Genomic DNA, 16,931 nt, shown 5'->3' on the forward strand with positions numbered 1-16,931 from the left:
GATCCGGCCTGCGCTAGATGGTCGAATGACAGTACTTGGAAACGAAATCACAACGCTCTGTGTGAGAGCGTGACAGAATCATTGCGGCGGGGACCGCACAGAATCGGGCGCGGGAGCCTGAGGAACACACTGGGCGAGCAGGAGCAATCATGACGACAAAGTCGACGAAAGACGGCGGCGCCGGCGGCGGAGACTCGAAGAACACGCTCTATTGCTCGTTCTGCGGGAAGAGCCAGCACGAGGTCCGCAAGCTGATCGCCGGGCCGACCGTTTTCATCTGCGATGAATGTGTCGAACTGTGCATGGACATCATCCGGGAGGAGAACAAATCCTCGCTGGTGAAGTCCCGCGAGGGCGTTCCGACGCCGCGTGAAATCTGTGACGTTCTGGACGATTACGTGATCGGTCAGGGCGCCGCAAAACGGGTTCTGTCCGTGGCGGTGCACAACCACTACAAGCGTCTGAACCATGCCTCGCAGGGCAGCGATGTCGAGCTTTCGAAGTCGAATATCCTGCTGGTCGGGCCGACGGGTTGCGGCAAGACGCTGCTGGCCCAGACGCTGGCCCGCATCCTGGATGTTCCTTTCACGATGGCCGACGCCACCACTCTGACCGAAGCCGGTTATGTGGGCGAGGACGTCGAGAACATCGTCCTGAAGCTGCTGCAGTCGGCCGACTATAATGTCGAGCGGGCGCAGCGCGGCATCGTCTATATCGACGAAATCGACAAGATCTCCCGCAAGTCGGACAACCCGTCCATCACGCGCGACGTGTCGGGCGAGGGCGTCCAGCAGGCGCTTCTGAAAATCATGGAAGGCACGGTCGCCTCCGTTCCGCCGCAGGGCGGCCGGAAACATCCGCAGCAGGAATTCCTGCAGGTTGATACGACCAATATCCTGTTCATCGTCGGCGGTGCCTTTGCCGGTCTGGAAAAGATCATTTCCCAGCGCGGGCGCGGTTCCGCCATGGGCTTTGGCGCGGACGTTCAGGAAGTGGACGAAAAACGCACTGGCGAGATTTTCCAGCAAGTGGAGCCGGAAGACCTTCTGAAGTTCGGCCTGATCCCGGAATTTGTCGGCCGTCTGCCGGTTATCGCGACCCTGGAAGATCTCGACGAGGACGCTCTGGTCCAGATCCTGTGCGAGCCGAAAAACGCGCTGGTGAAGCAGTATCAGCGCCTGTTCGAGATGGAGTCGGTCAGCCTGACCTTCGCCGAAGACGCGCTGAAGGCGATCGCCAAGAAAGCCATCGCCCGCAAGACCGGCGCGCGGGGCCTGCGCTCCATCATGGAAGACATCCTGCTGGACACGATGTTCGAGCTTCCGGCTATGGAAGGCGTCGAGGAAGTCGTGGTCAATGCAGAGGTCGTCGAAGGCAAGGCGCAGCCGCTCTACATCTATTCCGAGCGCAAGGACTCGTCGGCGAAATCCCAGCCGGCCGCTTCGTAACATGACCGCGCAGGCCTGACGTGAACCAGCGCCTGCGCGGCTACATCGGGGATCAGCCCTTCATCCTCAATTACGAGGATGAACAGTCGCCTTCGACCATCGCATTCCGGGCCCGGGCGGGCGGCGCAGAGGCGCCGAACCCGTCCGGGTCTTTTACTTATTGCGATATCGGGTGCGGGCGGGGCGTGACGATCACCACGCTGGCCGCGGCGAATCCGCAGGCCGAGTTCATCGGCATCGACCCGAATCCGGAGCATATCCGCGAAGCGCGCGCCTGGGCCGAAGCGGCGGGCCTGACCAATATCCGTTTCATCGAGAATTTTATCGGAAAGCTGGGGCCGGATGACCTGCCGGCCCTCGATTTCATCACGGCGAACGGCGTCTATTCCTGTATCGATGTGGAGGAACATGCCCGGCTGCGGAAACAGGCGGCGCGCTTCCTGGCGCCCGGCGGGCTGTTCCAGGTTTCCTACAACATTGCCGCGGGCTGCACCCAGATGGAGCCCTTGCGCCGGATGATGTTGCGTCTGGCGGAAAGGGCCGAAGGCAATCTGGCCGAAAAGCGCGGCGCAGCCGTCCAGACCATCCAGAACATGGCGCAGGCCGGCCACCCGTTTTTCGAAATCAATCCCAAAGCCCGGGAAATAGTCGGGGACTGGGCGCGGCGCGATATCAAGCTGCTGGCCCATACCTATTTCCACGCCGACTGGCACCTGCACGACCCCGCCGAGATCATCGAGTTGTTTGACGAGGAGGGGCTGGGCTTCTGCGGGCCGTGGGATCTGGACCTGATGCCGGTTTCGCAGCGCCGGTCGTTCGCGGCGGGGCACGACCCGGTCCTGCGGGAAGCGCTGGCCGCCACCATGCGGGCCGACACCTATCGGGCGGACGTGTTCCGCAAGGGCGCGCCCTTGACGGGCGCGGAGTCCCCGGCGCTGGACGATGACATGCTGTTCGGCCCCGCAACGGCGCCGGCATTGGTCGGCGACCCGAAAGAAGCGGGGGCGGATGAAATCGCCGCCTTTATCCTTGAACAGGGTGTCGCGACCTATGGTGAAATCCGCGACCGGTTTTCGAACCACGACGCCGATGAACGCCACATTGCAGGACGGATCGGCCGCCTGATACGGAGCGCCTGGATACGCCGTTATCTCAGCCGGCCGGAATCAGGCGCGAAAGAAGAGCCTGTAAAACCCGCCCTGACTTTGATCGGCGTGCTGGGCGAAAACCCGGAATTTGTTTCCAATGGCGCTTTCGTTCCTGCGCCCGCCGTCGGGGGCGGAGTGTTTGTCCCGGCAATGATGCTGGTGCTTCTGACGACGGCCGACGGGCCGGAGGCGCAATGGAGCCGCCGCGCGGTGGAGCGGATATGCGCCATCAACCGCAAGGCGGGCCGCGCGGAGGGCGACCGCAACGCCCTGGCGGGCCGGGTGACGGACGGGATTGCGCGGTTCAAGCGAAACTGGGCGCCATTCCTGACTGGCGTCGGCGCGGCGCGGAAAGTCTGAAAATTCTGTCACGTGCGGCGGCTGCCGCAGCACAGCGCTTGAACGCGGGGCGCGGCGCCTCCATCTGAACCATCAACAGGCAATCATGAAGCTGTCGCCTATTCGCCGCGCGAATCCATTAGGCTGCATTACAGGCTTCGATCCAACGGCGCGCCTCAAGGCGTGATAAAAGACGAAATTATGAGCGATACCGAAAAACTCCCCGTTCTGCCCCTGCGCGATATTGTGGTTTTCCCGCATATGATCGTGCCGCTGTTCGTCGGCCGCGATAAGTCGGTCAACGCGCTGGAAGAAGTGATGAAACAGGATCGCCGCATCCTGCTTCTGACCCAGAAAGACCCGGCCGAAGACGATCCGGAATATGAGGATCTGTACGAGGTCGGCTGCGTCGCCAATGTCATGCAGCTTCTGAAGCTGCCCGACGGCACGGTGAAAGTGCTGGTCGAGGGGCAGACGCGCGCCCGTGTTTCCAAGTTTGACGCCTCCGGCGAGTATCACGAAGCCGAGGCCGAAGTGCTTGAGGAAGAGGCCGGCGAACCGTCCGAAACCGAGGCGCTGGTCCGCACGACGGTCGAGCAGTTCGAACAATATGTGAAGCTGAACAAGAAGGTGCCGCCGGAAGTCGTCGCCTCGGTCACGCAGATCGAGGATGCGGGCAAGCTGGCCGACACCATCGCCGCGCATCTGGCAGTGAAGATTTCCGACAAGCAGAAACTGCTGGAGCTGGACGACCTTCACAAGCGGCTGGAAGAGGTCTTCTCCCTTATGGAGGGCGAGATCAGCGTCCTTCAGGTGGAGCGCAAGATTCGCTCACGCGTGAAGCGCCAGATGGAGAAAACCCAGCGCGAATATTATCTGAACGAGCAGATGAAGGCGATCCAGCGCGAGCTGGGCGACGCCGATGACGGCAATGACGAAGTTGCCGAGCTGGCCGAGCGCATCAAGAAAACCAATCTGTCCAAGGAAGCGCGGACCAAGGCCGAGGCGGAGCTGAAAAAGCTGCGCCAGATGAGCCCGATGTCGGCCGAGTCGACCGTGGTCCGGAATTATCTGGACTGGCTGCTGTCGATCCCGTGGGACAAGAAAAAGGACATTTCCACCGATCTGGAAAAGGCTGAAGCGATCCTGGACGAGGACCACTACGGGCTGGAAAAGGTGAAGGAGCGGATTCTCGAATATCTCGCGGTCCAGTCCCGCACCAACAAGCTGAAAGGCCCGATCCTGTGCCTGGTCGGTCCGCCGGGCGTCGGCAAGACGTCTCTGGGCAAATCCATCGCCCGCGCCACGAACCGCGACTTTGTCCGCGTTTCGCTGGGCGGCGTGCGTGACGAGGCCGAGATCCGCGGCCACCGCCGGACCTATATCGGCTCCATGCCGGGCCGGGTGATCCAGTCCATGAAAAAGGCGGAACACGTGAACCCGATGTTCCTGCTGGACGAGATCGACAAGATGGGCGCCGATTTCCGCGGCGACCCGTCCGCGGCGCTTCTCGAAGTGCTGGATCCCGAGCAGAACGAGCATTTCAACGATCACTATCTGGAGATCGACTACGATCTCTCCGACGTCATGTTCATCACGACGGCGAACAGCCTGAACATGCCCCAGCCGCTTATGGACCGGATGGAGATCATCCGCATCGCCGGCTATACGGAAGACGAGAAGGTCGAGATCGCGCGCCGTCATCTCATTCCGAAACAGCTCGAAAATCACGGGCTGAAGGAAGAGGAAATCGAGATTACCGAGGACGCCCTGCGCGACCTCATCCGCTATTATACCCGCGAGGCGGGCGTGCGGAATCTCGAGCGCGAAATCGCCAATGTCTGCCGCAAGGTCGTGCGCAAGATCGTTTCCGACGAGGAGACGGCCTACAAGGTCACGCCGGAATCGCTGGCGGATCTGGCGGGCGTGCGCAAGCACAAGTTCGGCATCACCGACGAGGACGACCAGCGCGGCGTCGTGACGGGCCTGGCCTGGACCGAGACGGGCGGCGACCTGCTGACCATCGAGGCGGTGAAGATGCGCGGGCGCGGCAAGATGACCGTGACCGGCAATCTGCGCGACGTGATGAAGGAATCCATCTCTGCGGCGAATTCCTACGTACAGGCGCGGGCGACCGCGTTCGGCATCGAGCCGCCGACCTTCCGGAATTCCGACATCCACGTCCACGTGCCCGAAGGCGCAACGCCGAAAGACGGCCCGTCCGCCGGCGTGGCGATGATCACGGCCATGGTCTCCGTGCTTTCCGGCGTGCCGGTGCGCAAGGATGTCGCCATGACCGGCGAGATCACGCTGCGCGGCCGCGTTCTGGGCATTGGCGGCCTGAAGGAGAAGCTTCTGGCCGCGCTACGCGGCGGCGTGAAAACGGTGCTGATCCCGCAGGATAATGAGAAGGACCTGGTCGAGATTCCGGACAATGTGAAGGAAGGTCTGGAGATCATCCCCGTCGAGTCCGTCGACGAGGTTCTCAAGATCGCGCTGGCAGGACCGCTGACGCCGATCGAATGGACCGAGGAGGATGACCGCGCGGCGTCCGTTCCGCCCGCGGGAAGCGACGATCCGGAGGATGGCAACGTTCTTCGCCATTGACCGGGCGCGATTGGCGCGCACATAGTAGCGCCATGAATTTCGGCGCGACCTATTACGGCTATTTTATCAAGGCTCCATCGGAGGCCTTGGGCTAGCCGCGCGCCGCGGAAAGACCATGGAAAAGGGCCTCTGGAAATCCAGGGGCCCTTTCTTTTTGCCTTGAGGAGGGCGGGGATCATGAGTGACGGGGCAGGGCAGCCGGGAAGTCTGCGCGAGACCATCGACCGGATTGACGGCGATATTCTGGATCTGGCCGGGCAGCGCAAAAAGCTGGGCACAGAGCTGGCGCAGCTGAAGAAAGAGCGCGGCGACCCCGTGCGGGACGCCACGCGGGAGCGGGAAGTGCTGGCGCGGTTTATTCGCGATGGCCGGGCGCACGGGCTGAGTGACAGCTTTGCCCAGCGGCTGGGCGAACTGCTGATCGAAGAGTCGCTGCGCAGCCAGCGCGGCAAGCTCGACGCCAAGGCCAAGCGCACCACCCACAGCGAGGCGACAGTCGCTTATCTGGGCGGACCCGGCACTTACAGCCATGTCGCCGCGGAAAACCATTTCACGGACCGCTATGACGGCGTCCTGCCCGCGCCATGCCGCGATTTCCCTTCGATCATCCGGATGGTGGAGGATGGCCGCGCCGATTACGGCTTCCTGCCCATCGAGAACACCACGACCGGCGGCATCAGCGAGGTCTATGACCTGCTTCTGGAATCCAGGCTGACCATCGTCGGAGAGCATCATCTGAAGGTGGAGCATTGCCTGGTCGGCCGTGCGGCGTCTCCCGGCTCGGTGCGCACGGTCTACGGGCATCCGCAAGCGCTGGGGCAATGCCAGCGTTACCTGAAGAAACGGGCGGATATCACGACGCATTTCACCTCCAGCTCCACCCGCGCTCTGGAGAAGGCGATGGAAGGCGACGAAACCGTGGCGGCCGTCGCCGGCGCCAGCGCGGCGGAGCTGTTCGGCCTGAACATCATCGAGCGGGGCATTTCCGATCACGCCGAAAACTACACGCGCTTCGTGGCCGTGGCGCTAGACGCCGCCCTGCCGCCGGAGGCGCTGCCCTGCAAGACCACCGTGGTGTTTGAAACGGCCGATACGCCGGGCGCCCTTGTGAAGGTCCTGAACGCGTTTGCGGATGAAGGCATCAACCTCACCAAGCTCGAATCCCGGCCTATTCCCGGCAATCCCTGGAACGAGATGTTCTTCATCGATTTCGAGGGGCACAGCGAGTCCGCCGGGTCGAAGCGGGCGCTGGAGGTGTTGAACAATACATCCGGCACGGCGCGCGTTCTGGGGTGCTACGGCGCCGACAGGCTGGCCCCGACGGCGCTGGAGCTTGATGCAGCGAAGGCGAGCGCCTAGACGGAGAGGGAAGGGCGGTTAGCTCAGCTGGGAGAGCAACTGGTTTACACCCAGTAGGTCGGCGGTTCGAACCCGTCACCGCCCACCATCTTTCAAGCGGACATGGGGATATGACATGCGGATACCGGCTCTTCTCGGGATCTTGACGCTTGGCGCGTCAGGCGCGGCTATGGCGCAGGAACAGGCGGCGCAGCAGAACCCCGTGCTGCTGCATGACCTGGCGGGCGATGTCTCCGCCGAGCGTATCGAGAGCGATATCGAGACGCTGGTGGGGTTCGGAACCCGGCATACCTTGTCTGAAACCGAATCCGACACGCGCGGCATCGGCGCGGCGCGGCGCTGGATCAAGGCGGAATTCGACAGGATTTCCGCCGAGTGCGGCGGCTGTCTGGAAGTTTTCTATGTCAGCGACTTTGTCGAGGGCGAGGAGCGTATCCCCGAACGCACCGAGGTGGTCAGCGTCGTGGCCTTGCAGCGGGGGACGCTGGACCCGGACCGCATGGTCTTCATGGCGGGCGACATCGATTCGCGCGTCAGCGATCCGATGAACGCCACCGACGATTCCCCGGGCGCCAATGACAATGCCAGCGGCGTGGCGGGCGTGATCGAGGCGGCGCGCGTTCTGTCGAAGCACGAGTTTGCCGGCACGATCGGCTATCTGGCGTTGTCGGGCGAAGAGCAGGGACTGTTCGGTGGCAAGATCGTCGCCCAGCATGCGCTGGATAATAACTGGCGCGTGAAGGCCGTCCTGAACAACGACATGATCGGCAATATCGAGGGCGTGGATGGCGTCATCGATAATTCAACGGCGCGCGTCTTCTCGGAAGGCACGCGCGCGGTGGAAACCGAAGAAGAGGCGCGGACCCGGCGATTCACGGGCGGAGAAGTCGATTCGCCGTCACGAAACCTGGCCCGTTATATCGACCGCATGGCGGACGATTATATTCCCAACCTGGATATCATGATGATCTACCGCCTCGACCGGTTCGGACGCGGCGGCCACCACCGCCCGTTCAACGCCGTCGGCATCCCCGGCGTGCGAATCATGGAAACGCACGAGAACTATAATCGCCAGCATCAGGACCTTCGGACGGAAGACGGCATCGAATACGGCGATGTTCTGGAGGGCGTGGACTTCGATTATGCGCGCAAGCTGACATCCCTGAACGTGGTCACGCTTGCCGGCATGGCCGGCGCGCCGCCCATCCCGTCCGGGGTCGAGCTGGAAGGCGCGGTCCAGCCCTCAACCACGATCAGCTGGACCCGGCCGGAGGGGCGGCAGGCTGCGAACCTGGCCGGATACAAGGTGCACTGGCGGCTGACCGCGGAGCCGCAATGGCAATGGTCGCGCTATGTCGGCGATGTCGATTCCTTCACTCTGGAAAACGTGGTGATCGACAATTATTTCTTCGGCGTTTCCGCCGTGTCGGAAGACGGATATGAAACGCCAGTGGTGTTTCCCGGCGCGGCCGGCAGCTTCGGAGAGTAGGAGATCCGGCGCTTCTCATTCCGGCGCTGCGAAAGACCGCTTTGAACGCTTGACGCTTCGCGGCCCGGGTCTTACACAGCGCCACTCTCGCCCTTGCGGCGGGGCCCATACGCGGGTGTAGCTCAGTTGGTTAGAGTGCCGGCCTGTCACGCCGGAGGTCGCGGGTTCGAGTCCCGTCACTCGCGCCATTTTCCTTCTTCAACGGAAAATGGCTCACGCGTAAATCTCTCAAAATTGCATATGGCTTTGCCGGGCGGATATCCGCCCGATCGCGCATGTTTTCCTCGCGCGGCGCGCCGGCGCCTTCGATCCGTGATTCAATTTCTTGAGAATGGTTCTCAACTCATTGGAAATAACCGTGATTTCGGCGCCCGTCGCATTGAATTTATTTTCGCAGGCTTCTAGCTTCCGCCCCGCATGGCGAGGCGCCGTGCGCCGCCACTGGGCTGGGACCGCCAATGACTGAATTCCTTCTCGAATATCTGCCCATCCTGATCTTCTTCGGGATCGCGAGCGCTATGGGAATCGCTTTTCTGGTTCTGCCCGCTCTGATCGCCCCGTCCGACCCGGACCCCGACAAGACGGCCGCCTATGAGTGCGGCTTCAATGCGTTCGAGGATGCGCGCATCAAGTTCGATGTCCGATTCTATCTAGTGGCGATTCTCTTCATCATTTTCGACCTTGAGGTCGCCTTCCTGTTTCCCTGGGCCGCGACCCTGATCGAGATGCCGGACGCAACGCGCGCCTTCGCCTTTTTCTCCATGCTGGTTTTCCTCGGCATATTGACTGTCGGTTTCATATACGAGTGGCGCAAAGGCGCGCTGGAGTGGGAGTAGAGCGATGAGCGACACGATTGTTCCGGCCCGGTCCGCGGCCCGCGCCCAGACCCCGCAATACGATCCGAAGAAGCATGACCCGTTTTTCGACGGCGTCTCCGACCAGCTGGCCGACAAGGGCTATATCGTGGCCCGCGCCGACGACCTTATCACCTGGGCGCGCACCGGCTCGCTGATGTGGATGACGTTCGGGCTGGCGTGCTGTGCGGTCGAGATGATGCAGGCCTCCATGCCCCGCTATGACGTGGAGCGTTTCGGCTTCGCGCCGCGCGCTTCCCCGCGTCAGTCGGACGTGATGATCGTCGCCGGCACATTGACCAACAAGATGGCCCCGGCGCTGCGCCGCGTTTACGACCAGATGCCGGAGCCGCGCTACGTCATTTCCATGGGCTCCTGCGCCAATGGCGGCGGCTACTATCACTACTCCTATGCGGTGACGCGCGGCTGCGACCGGATCGTTCCGGTGGACATTTATGTTCCGGGCTGCCCGCCGACCGCCGAAGCGCTGGTCTATGGCATCATGCAGCTTCAGAAGAAGATCCGCCGCGAAGGCAATATCGAGCGTTAGGGCGCTTTTTATGAGCGAAGCGTTGAAAGAACTGGGCGCGCACATCCGTGAAGCGCTCGACGACAAGGTGCTGGACGCCGCTGTCCGGTATGGCGAGCTGACTCTGCGTGTGGAGCGGCACGCCATCATCGAGGTGCTCAGCTATCTGCGCGATGACGCCGAGTGCCGGTTCGACCTGATGATCGATCTTTGCGCGGCTGATTATCCCGAGCGCGGCGAGCGGTTCGAGATCGTCTATCACTTCCTTTCGATGCACAATAATCACCGCATTCGCGTGAAACTGAGCACCGATGAGGAGACGTTCGTCCCCTCCATCACCGGAATCTTCCCGGTGGCCGACTGGTACGAGCGCGAAGCCTTCGACATGTACGGCGTGGTCTTCGAGGGTCACCCGGACATGCGCCGCATCCTTACCGATTACGGCTTCAACGGGTATCCGCTCCGCAAGGACTTCCCGCTGACCGGATATGTCGAAGTGCGCTACGACGAAGAGCAAAAGCGCGTCGTTTACGAGCCGGTGCAGCTGAAGCAGGAATATCGCGACTTTGACTTTGAATCCCCGTGGGAGGGCATGCGCGCCTTGCTGCCGGGCGATGAGAAGGCCGAATCCGCGGACGAGCCGGAGCAAGCCTGATGGCCGCCGAAACCAAGATCCAGAATTATAATCTGAACTTCGGTCCGCAGCATCCGGCCGCGCACGGCGTGCTGCGCCTGGTGCTGGAGTTGGATGGCGAGGTCGTCGAGCGCGTCGATCCGCATATCGGCCTGCTGCACCGCGGCACTGAAAAGCTGCTGGAGCACAAGACCTATCTCCAGGGCCTCGGCTATTTCGACCGCCTGGACTATGTCGCGCCGATGAATCAGGAGCACGCCTTCTGCCTGACCATCGAAAAGCTGGCCGGCGTCGAGGTTCCCCCGCGCGCGCTCTATATCCGCGCGCTCTATGACGAGATCGGGCGTCAGCTTTCGCATCTTCTGAACGTCACCACGCAGGCCATGGACGTCGGCGCGCTCACCCCGCCGCTGTGGGGCTTTGAAGAGCGCGAAAAGCTGATGGTGTTCTATGAGCGCGCGTCCGGCTCCCGCATGCACGCCCATTATTACCGTCCGGGCGGCGTGCATCAGGATCTGACGCAATCGCTGCTGGATGACATCTATGCCTGGTGCGAGCAGTTCCCGAAGGTTCTCGACGAGATCGAGACGCTTCTGACTGAAAACCGCATTTTCAAGCAGCGCAACGTTGATATCGGCGTCGTGACGCAGGAAGAGGCGATCAAGTGGGGCTTCTCTGGCGTCATGGTGCGGGGCTCCGGCCTGCGCTGGGATCTGCGCCGTTCGCAGCCTTACGGCGTCTATAACGATTTCGATTTCAAGATCCCCATAGGGAAGAACGGCGATTGCTACGACCGCTATCTCTGCCGCATGGAAGAGATGCGCGAATCCGTGAAGATCATGAAGCAGGCCATCGAGAAGATGCCTGACGGACCGGTTCTGGAAACATCGGGCAAGGTATCGCCGCCGCGCCGGGGTGAAATGAAGGCTTCGATGGAAGCCCTGATCCATCACTTCAAGCTTTACACCGAAGGCTTCCACGTGCCGGAAGGCGAGGCCTATTGCGCCGTCGAAGCGCCCAAGGGCGAATTTGGCGTCTATCTGGTCGCGGACGGCGATAACAAGCCGCACCGCGTGAAGATCCGCGCGCCCGGCTTCCCGCACCTGCAGGCCATGGACTGGATGAACCGCGGACACATGCTGGCTGACGTTTCGGCCATCCTGGGTTCGCTGGATATCGTGTTCGGAGAGATTGACCGATGAGCGCTCGCCGCCTTGCTCAAGAACAGCCGGAAAGTTTCGTCTTTTCTGATGCTTCGACGAAGGATGTCGAGTTCTGGCTTAACAAGTTTCCGGAGGCGCGGAAGCAATCCGCCGTCATTCCGCTGCTTTGGTTGGCCCAGGAGCAGGAGGGCTGGGTGACGCTGGCCGCGATGGAGTCCATCGCCGAGCGTCTGGACATGCCGAAAATCCGCGTGATGGAGGTCGCGACCTTCTACACGATGTTCAACCTGGCCCCGGTCGGCGAGCATCATATCCAGATTTGCGGCACCACGCCCTGCATGCTGCGCGGCGCGAATGACCTGAAAGCGGTTTGCGAGGCACGGATCGGCAAGAAGGGCGCGACCTCGGAAGATGGCCGGTTTACCTGGTCGGAAGTCGAGTGCCTCGGCGCGTGTTGCAACGCCCCCATGGCGCAGATTTCCAACAAGGACGGGCATCATTATTTCGAGGACCTGACGGCGGAGACGCTGGAGGCCCTGCTGGACAAGTTTGGCGCGGGCGAGGCCGTAAAGGCCGGACCGCAAAACGGCCGTCAGACCAGCGCGCCGGAAGGCGGCCCGGAAACGCTGAAAGATGAGTCCCTGTTCGACGGATCGCGCGGCAAGAAGCTGAAATCCATTCCAAACGCCCCGCAATCATCGCCGGAGCCTTCGCCCGAAAAGAAAGGGCAGCCGAAGGAGACAACGCGCGATTCCCAGGAAAAGGCGCGCACGGACAGCCAGCAGACGCCCGATCCCGAGACCAAGGAAGACAAGAAAGCCGTGAAAGCGAAAGACGCCGACGGCAAGAAGGGAGGCGGCGATGCTTGAAGACAAGGATCGCATCTTCACCAATCTATACGGCATTCACGATCCGGGGCTTGAGGCCGCGAAGAAGCGGGGCGCGTGGAATTCCACGGCCGACCTGCTGAGCTTCGGTCAGGACTGGATCATCGACCAGATGAAAGCGTCGGGCCTGCGCGGCCGCGGCGGCGCCGGTTTCCCGACCGGCCTGAAATGGTCCTTCATGCCCAAGGAAGTCGGCGAACGGCCTCACTATCTGATCGTCAACGCTGACGAATCCGAGCCGGGCACGTGCAAGGACCGGGAAATCATGCGCCACGATCCGCACCTGCTGATCGAGGGCTGCCTGATCGCCTCCTACGCGATGCGCGCGCACGCCTGCTATATCTATATCCGCGGCGAATATGTCGATGAGCGGATCGCGCTCGAAAAGGCGATCCGCGAGGCCTATGACGCGGGGCTGGTCGGCAAGGACGCCGCTGGATCCGGCTGGGATTTCGACATCTATGTCAGCCACGGCGCAGGCGCGTATATCTGTGGCGAGGAAACCGCGCTGCTGGAAAGCCTGGAAGGCAAGAAGGGCCAGCCGCGCCTGAAGCCGCCTTTCCCGGCCAATGCCGGCCTATATGGCTGCCCCAGCACCGTGAACAATGTCGAATCCATCGCGGTCGCGCCGGATATTCTGCGCCGCGGCGCGGAATGGTTCGCCGGCATCGGGCGCGAAGGGAATACCGGAACCAAGCTGTTCTGCGTCTCCGGCCATGTAAACAAACCGTGCAATGTCGAAGAGGCAATGTCGATTCCGCTCAAGGAGCTGATCGAGACCCATTGCGGCGGCGTGCGCGGCGGCTGGGACAATCTGAAAGCGGTCATCCCGGGCGGATCATCTGTCCCGCTGATCCCGAAGGATATCTGTGACGATGTCCTGATGGATTTCGACGCGCTGAAGGAAGTGAAGTCGGGTCTGGGCACTGCCGCGGTGATCGTGATGGATCAGTCCACCGATATCGTTAAGGCGATCGCCCGCATTGCCTATTTCTACAAGCACGAGAGCTGTGGCCAGTGCACGCCGTGCCGCGAGGGCACGGGCTGGATGTGGCGCGTGCTGGAGCGCATGGCGCGCGGCGAGGCGGAGCATTCGGAAATCGAGACGCTGCTGGACGTCACCTATCAGGTGGAAGGCCATACGATCTGCGCGCTGGGCGATGCCGCGGCATGGCCGATCCAGGGCCTGATCCGGCATTTCCGGGGCGAAATCGAAGAGAGAATCAACCAGTACCGCAGCACCAAGCCGCACGTTCAGGGCGCGGCCGTGGCAGCGGAGTAGGGCGAGTCATGAGCGAAGACCTGCGAAAACTTGTCGTCGACGGCGAGGAAGTCGAGGTTCCGGCGGACCTGACGCTGCTTCAGGCGTGCGAGACGGCGGGCCGCGAGATTCCGCGTTTCTGCTATCACGAGCGGCTGTCCATCGCGGGCAATTGCCGGATGTGCCTGGTCGAGGTTGTCGGCGCGCCCAAGCCGGTCGCCTCCTGCGCCCAGCAGGTGCGCGACCTGCGTCCCGGCCCCAATGGCGAACCGCCGAAGGTGAACACCGCCACGCCGCTGGTCGACAAGGCCCGTGAAGGCGTGATGGAGTTCCTGCTGATCAACCATCCGCTGGACTGCCCGATCTGCGACCAGGGCGGCGAATGCGATCTTCAGGACCAGGCGCTGGCCTATGGCCGCTCCTTCACGCGCTATGAGGAAAACAAGCGCGCGGTCGAAGAGAAATATATGGGTCCGCTGATCAAGACGATCATGACCCGGTGCATCCAGTGCACGCGCTGCGTCCGCTTTGCGGCGGAAGTCGCCGGCGTTGAAGAATTCGGCATGCTGAACCGCGGCGAAGACGCGGAAATCACGACCTATCTGGAAAAGGCCGCGACGTCGGAGCTGTCCGGCAATGTGATCGACCTTTGCCCGGTCGGGGCGCTGACCTCCAAGCCCTATGCTTTCGAGGCGCGCCCGTGGGAGCTGCGCAAGACGGAATCGGTCGACGTGATGGACGCCATGGGTTGCGCCATCCGCGTGGACGCCCGCGGCACGGAAGTCATGCGGATCCTTCCCCGTATTTACGAGGAAGTGAACGAGGAATGGATCTCCGACAAGACGCGCTTCGTCTGGGACGGCCTGCGCCGCCAGCGACTGGACAAGCCCTATGTCCGCAAGGATGGCCGTCTGACGCCTGTCGACTGGACAGAGGCGCTGGACGTCGCCGCGCAGAAACTGGCGGGCAACCCGGAAGGCATTGGCGCGATCGTAGGCGATCTGGCCGACGCCGAGGGCATGAAGGCGCTGAAGGACCTGATGGACGGCCTTGGCGTGAAGAGCATCGATTGCCGTCAGGATGGAATGATCCTGGGCGAGGGGCCGCGTCAGTCCTGGCTGTTCAACTCCACCTTCATGGGCGTTGAAGACGCCGACCACCTGCTGCTGATCGGCGCCAATCCGCGCTATGAGGCGTCGGTTCTGAACGCGCGTATCCGCAAGGCCTGGCTGCACAACGACCTGAAAGTGTCAGTGATCGGCGAGGCAGTCGACCTGACCTATGACTACGATCATCTGGGCGAAACGGCCGCCGACCTCGACAAGGCGCTGTCCGGCGACCTCGCCAAAGCCTTCAAGGAAGGCGAGCGCGGGATGATCGTGCTGGGCGCCGGCGCGCTGAACCGTCCGGACTCTGCGGCAATCCTCAATCGCGTGGCGCAGTTCGCAAAGGACGCGGAGCTCAACCAGTCCGGCGATGACGCCTGGAACGGCTTCAACGTGCTTCACACCGCCGCCTCCCGCGTGGGTGGCTTGGACCTTGGCCTGGTGCCAGGCGAGGGCGGACGCAATGTTGCCGGCATGCTGGAAGCTGCACGGTCCGGAGAGATTGAAACGGTGCTGCTGCATGGCGCCGACGAGCTTCGCGACAATGATTTCGGCGATGCGTTCGTGATTTATGTCGGCAGCCACGGCGACGAGGGCGCGCACAAGGCGGACGTAATCCTGCCGTCCGCCGCCTATACCGAAAAGTCCGGCACCTGGGTCAATGCGGAAGGCCGCGTCCAGACCGGCGCGCGCGCCGTCTATCCGAAGGGCGATGCGAAGGAAGACTGGGCGATCTATCGCGCGCTCTCCGACCGCCTGTCGCGAACGCTGCCCTATGACACGCTGGGCCAGCTCCGCGCCAAGCTGATTGAGGATCATCCGAGCTTTGGCGGCATCGACTATGCCCCGGGCGCGGCCGACCTCGACAAGCTGGACTTCGATGCGCTGGGCGAGAAGGGCGACCTGTCCGCCGAGCCGTTCCGCAGCGCTGTGACCGATTTCTACATGACCAATCCGATCGCGCGCGCCAGCCGCGTCATGGCGGAGTGCTCCGCCGTGAAAGATGAAGCGCCGCGCATGGAGGCCGCCGAGTAATGTACGGTTTCTTCGAAAACATGATGGGGCCGCACTGGGGCCACTTTACAGCCTCCGTGCTGCACGTGCTGATCATCATGATCGCGTTGCTGCTGAGCCTGGCCTATCTGCTTCTGGCTGACCGGAAGATCTGGGCTGCGGTGCAGATGCGCAAAGGCCCCAACGTGGTGGGGCCGTTCGGCCTGCTTCAGTCGTTCGCGGATTTCTTCAAGTTCGTTTTCAAGGAAATCGTCATTCCGGCCGGCGCTGATCGTCCGCTTTTCATCCTGGCGCCGTTACTGACTTTCGTTCTGGCGTTCATTTCCTGGGCTGTCATTCCGGCCGGGCCGGGTCTGGCGGTGTCGGACATCAATGTCGGCATCCTCTACCTGTTCGCGATTTCGTCGCTGGGCGTTTACGGCATCATCATCGGCGGTTGGGCGTCGAACTCGAAATATCCGTTTCTGGGCGCGTTGCGCTCGGCGGCTCAGATGGTCTCTTACGAGGTCTCCATCGGCTTCATCATCATCACCGTCCTGCTGCTGGTCGGTTCGTTGAATCTCAGCGATATCGTGGAAGCGCAGGCGGGCGGCATTTGGCACTGGCACGCCTTCATGCTGACCTGGCCGAACATCGTGCTGCTGCCGGTCCTGTTCCCGATGCTGGTGATTTTCTTCATCTCGGCGCTGGCGGAGACGAACCGGCCGCCGTTCGACCTGCCGGAGGCCGAGTCGGAACTGGTGGCCGGATACCAGGTTGAATATTCCTCGACGCCGTACCTGCTGTTCATGATCGGCGAGTATCTGAACATCGTGCTGATGAGCGCGATGACGGTGATCCTGTTCCTTGGCGGCTGGCATTCGCCCTTGCCATTCCCGCCGTTTGAATGGATCCCGCCGGTGTTCTGGTTCGCGCTGAAGATTGTCCTCGTCTTCTTTATGTTCGCCATGGTGAAGGCGATGGTCCCGCGTTACCGCTACGACCAGTTGATGCGGCTGGGCTGGAAAGTCTTCCTCCCCACTTCGCTGGTTGCGGTCGTGCTCGTCGGCGGATACGTCGCGCTCACCGGCGGCCCGGCCTAAAGCGCAAAACG

The 16,931-nt window shown here is 62.3% G+C and carries 12 protein-coding genes, 2 tRNA genes and 1 pseudogene; all 15 read left to right on the forward strand.

Features of this window, described 5'->3' with window-relative positions:
- Positions 1-149 precede the first annotated feature (149 nt).
- Positions 150-1,448 carry an ATP-dependent Clp protease ATP-binding subunit ClpX gene (gene clpX, locus H2040_RS00825; RefSeq protein ID WP_022697733.1) on the forward strand — a complete coding sequence of 433 codons (1,299 nt, stop codon included), beginning with the start codon at positions 150-152 and terminating at the stop codon, positions 1,446-1,448.
- 20 nt (positions 1,449-1,468) lie between these two features.
- Positions 1,469-2,956, forward strand: coding sequence for a methyltransferase domain-containing protein (locus H2040_RS00830; protein ID WP_287153477.1), 1,488 nt, complete (start codon positions 1,469-1,471; stop codon positions 2,954-2,956).
- A gap of 180 nt (positions 2,957-3,136) precedes the next feature.
- Positions 3,137-5,542, forward strand: coding sequence for an endopeptidase La (gene lon / locus H2040_RS00835; protein ID WP_027068369.1), 2,406 nt, complete (start codon positions 3,137-3,139; stop codon positions 5,540-5,542).
- Positions 5,543-5,719: 177 nt separating this feature from the next.
- Positions 5,720-6,901 (forward strand): prephenate dehydratase, encoded by a 1,182-nt coding sequence (gene pheA / locus H2040_RS00840; RefSeq protein ID WP_287153481.1) that lies wholly within the window; start codon positions 5,720-5,722, stop codon positions 6,899-6,901.
- Between the two features lie 12 nt (positions 6,902-6,913).
- Positions 6,914-6,989: transfer RNA gene (locus tag H2040_RS00845), tRNA-Val, on the forward strand.
- 81 nt (positions 6,990-7,070) lie between these two features.
- On the forward strand, positions 7,071-8,390 hold the full coding sequence (locus H2040_RS00850; protein WP_287153483.1) for a M28 family metallopeptidase: 1,320 nt from the start codon (positions 7,071-7,073) through the stop codon (positions 8,388-8,390).
- A gap of 111 nt (positions 8,391-8,501) precedes the next feature.
- Positions 8,502-8,578 (forward strand) — tRNA-Asp (locus H2040_RS00855).
- A 270-nt stretch (positions 8,579-8,848) separates the two neighbouring features.
- Entirely contained in the window at positions 8,849-9,226 is a 378-nt protein-coding gene (locus H2040_RS00860) for an NADH-quinone oxidoreductase subunit A (protein ID WP_022697738.1), read from the forward strand.
- A 4-nt stretch (positions 9,227-9,230) separates the two neighbouring features.
- On the forward strand, positions 9,231-9,794 hold the full coding sequence (locus tag H2040_RS00865) for a NuoB/complex I 20 kDa subunit family protein (protein WP_022697739.1): 564 nt from the start codon (positions 9,231-9,233) through the stop codon (positions 9,792-9,794).
- Between the two features lie 10 nt (positions 9,795-9,804).
- Positions 9,805-10,428 (forward strand): NADH-quinone oxidoreductase subunit C, encoded by a 624-nt coding sequence (locus H2040_RS00870; RefSeq protein ID WP_287153487.1) that lies wholly within the window; start codon positions 9,805-9,807, stop codon positions 10,426-10,428.
- A complete protein-coding gene (locus tag H2040_RS00875; RefSeq protein WP_022697741.1) occupies positions 10,428-11,609 on the forward strand; it encodes an NADH-quinone oxidoreductase subunit D in 1,182 nt (393 codons plus the stop codon). The genes H2040_RS00870 and H2040_RS00875 overlap by 1 nt, the downstream gene beginning before the upstream one ends.
- A pseudogene (nuoE, locus tag H2040_RS00880) lies at positions 11,606-12,286 on the forward strand (NADH-quinone oxidoreductase subunit NuoE); the annotation flags it as partial. The gene H2040_RS00875 and the pseudogene nuoE, both read left to right, overlap by 4 nt.
- Before the next feature lie 145 nt (positions 12,287-12,431).
- Entirely contained in the window at positions 12,432-13,739 is a 1,308-nt protein-coding gene (gene nuoF / locus H2040_RS00885; protein WP_287153493.1) for an NADH-quinone oxidoreductase subunit NuoF, read from the forward strand.
- Positions 13,740-13,747: 8 nt separating this feature from the next.
- Positions 13,748-15,859: an NADH-quinone oxidoreductase subunit NuoG gene (gene nuoG, locus H2040_RS00890; RefSeq protein ID WP_287153499.1), complete on the forward strand. Its 2,112-nt coding sequence runs from the start codon at positions 13,748-13,750 to the stop codon at positions 15,857-15,859.
- Complete coding sequence (gene nuoH / locus H2040_RS00895) at positions 15,859-16,920, forward strand: NADH-quinone oxidoreductase subunit NuoH (protein WP_287153500.1); 1,062 nt, start codon at positions 15,859-15,861, stop codon at positions 16,918-16,920. The genes nuoG and nuoH overlap by 1 nt, the downstream gene beginning before the upstream one ends.
- The last annotated feature ends 11 nt before the right edge of the window (positions 16,921-16,931 follow it).

Source organism: Euryhalocaulis sp. (assembly GCF_013911995.1).
Lineage (GTDB): Bacteria > Pseudomonadota > Alphaproteobacteria > Caulobacterales > Maricaulaceae > Euryhalocaulis > Euryhalocaulis caribicus.

Bases quoted from the DNA above. Each gene is read 5' to 3' on its own strand.
- nuoF (WP_287153493.1), top strand. From the start codon at position 12,432: ATGCTTGAAGACAAGGATCGCATCTTCACCAATCTATACGGCATTCAC.
- lon (WP_027068369.1), top strand. From the start codon at position 3,137: ATGAGCGATACCGAAAAACTCCCCGTTCTGCCCCTGCGCGATATTGTG.
- H2040_RS00860 (WP_022697738.1), top strand. From the start codon at position 8,849: ATGACTGAATTCCTTCTCGAATATCTGCCCATCCTGATCTTCTTCGGG.
- H2040_RS00850 (WP_287153483.1), top strand. From the start codon at position 7,071: ATGGCGCAGGAACAGGCGGCGCAGCAGAACCCCGTGCTGCTGCATGAC.
- nuoG (WP_287153499.1), top strand. From the start codon at position 13,748: ATGAGCGAAGACCTGCGAAAACTTGTCGTCGACGGCGAGGAAGTCGAG.
- H2040_RS00870 (WP_287153487.1), top strand. From the start codon at position 9,805: ATGAGCGAAGCGTTGAAAGAACTGGGCGCGCACATCCGTGAAGCGCTC.
- pheA (WP_287153481.1), top strand. From the start codon at position 5,720: ATGAGTGACGGGGCAGGGCAGCCGGGAAGTCTGCGCGAGACCATCGAC.
- H2040_RS00865 (WP_022697739.1), top strand. From the start codon at position 9,231: ATGAGCGACACGATTGTTCCGGCCCGGTCCGCGGCCCGCGCCCAGACC.
- clpX (WP_022697733.1), top strand. From the start codon at position 150: ATGACGACAAAGTCGACGAAAGACGGCGGCGCCGGCGGCGGAGACTCG.
- nuoH (WP_287153500.1), top strand. From the start codon at position 15,859: ATGTACGGTTTCTTCGAAAACATGATGGGGCCGCACTGGGGCCACTTT.
- H2040_RS00875 (WP_022697741.1), top strand. From the start codon at position 10,428: ATGGCCGCCGAAACCAAGATCCAGAATTATAATCTGAACTTCGGTCCG.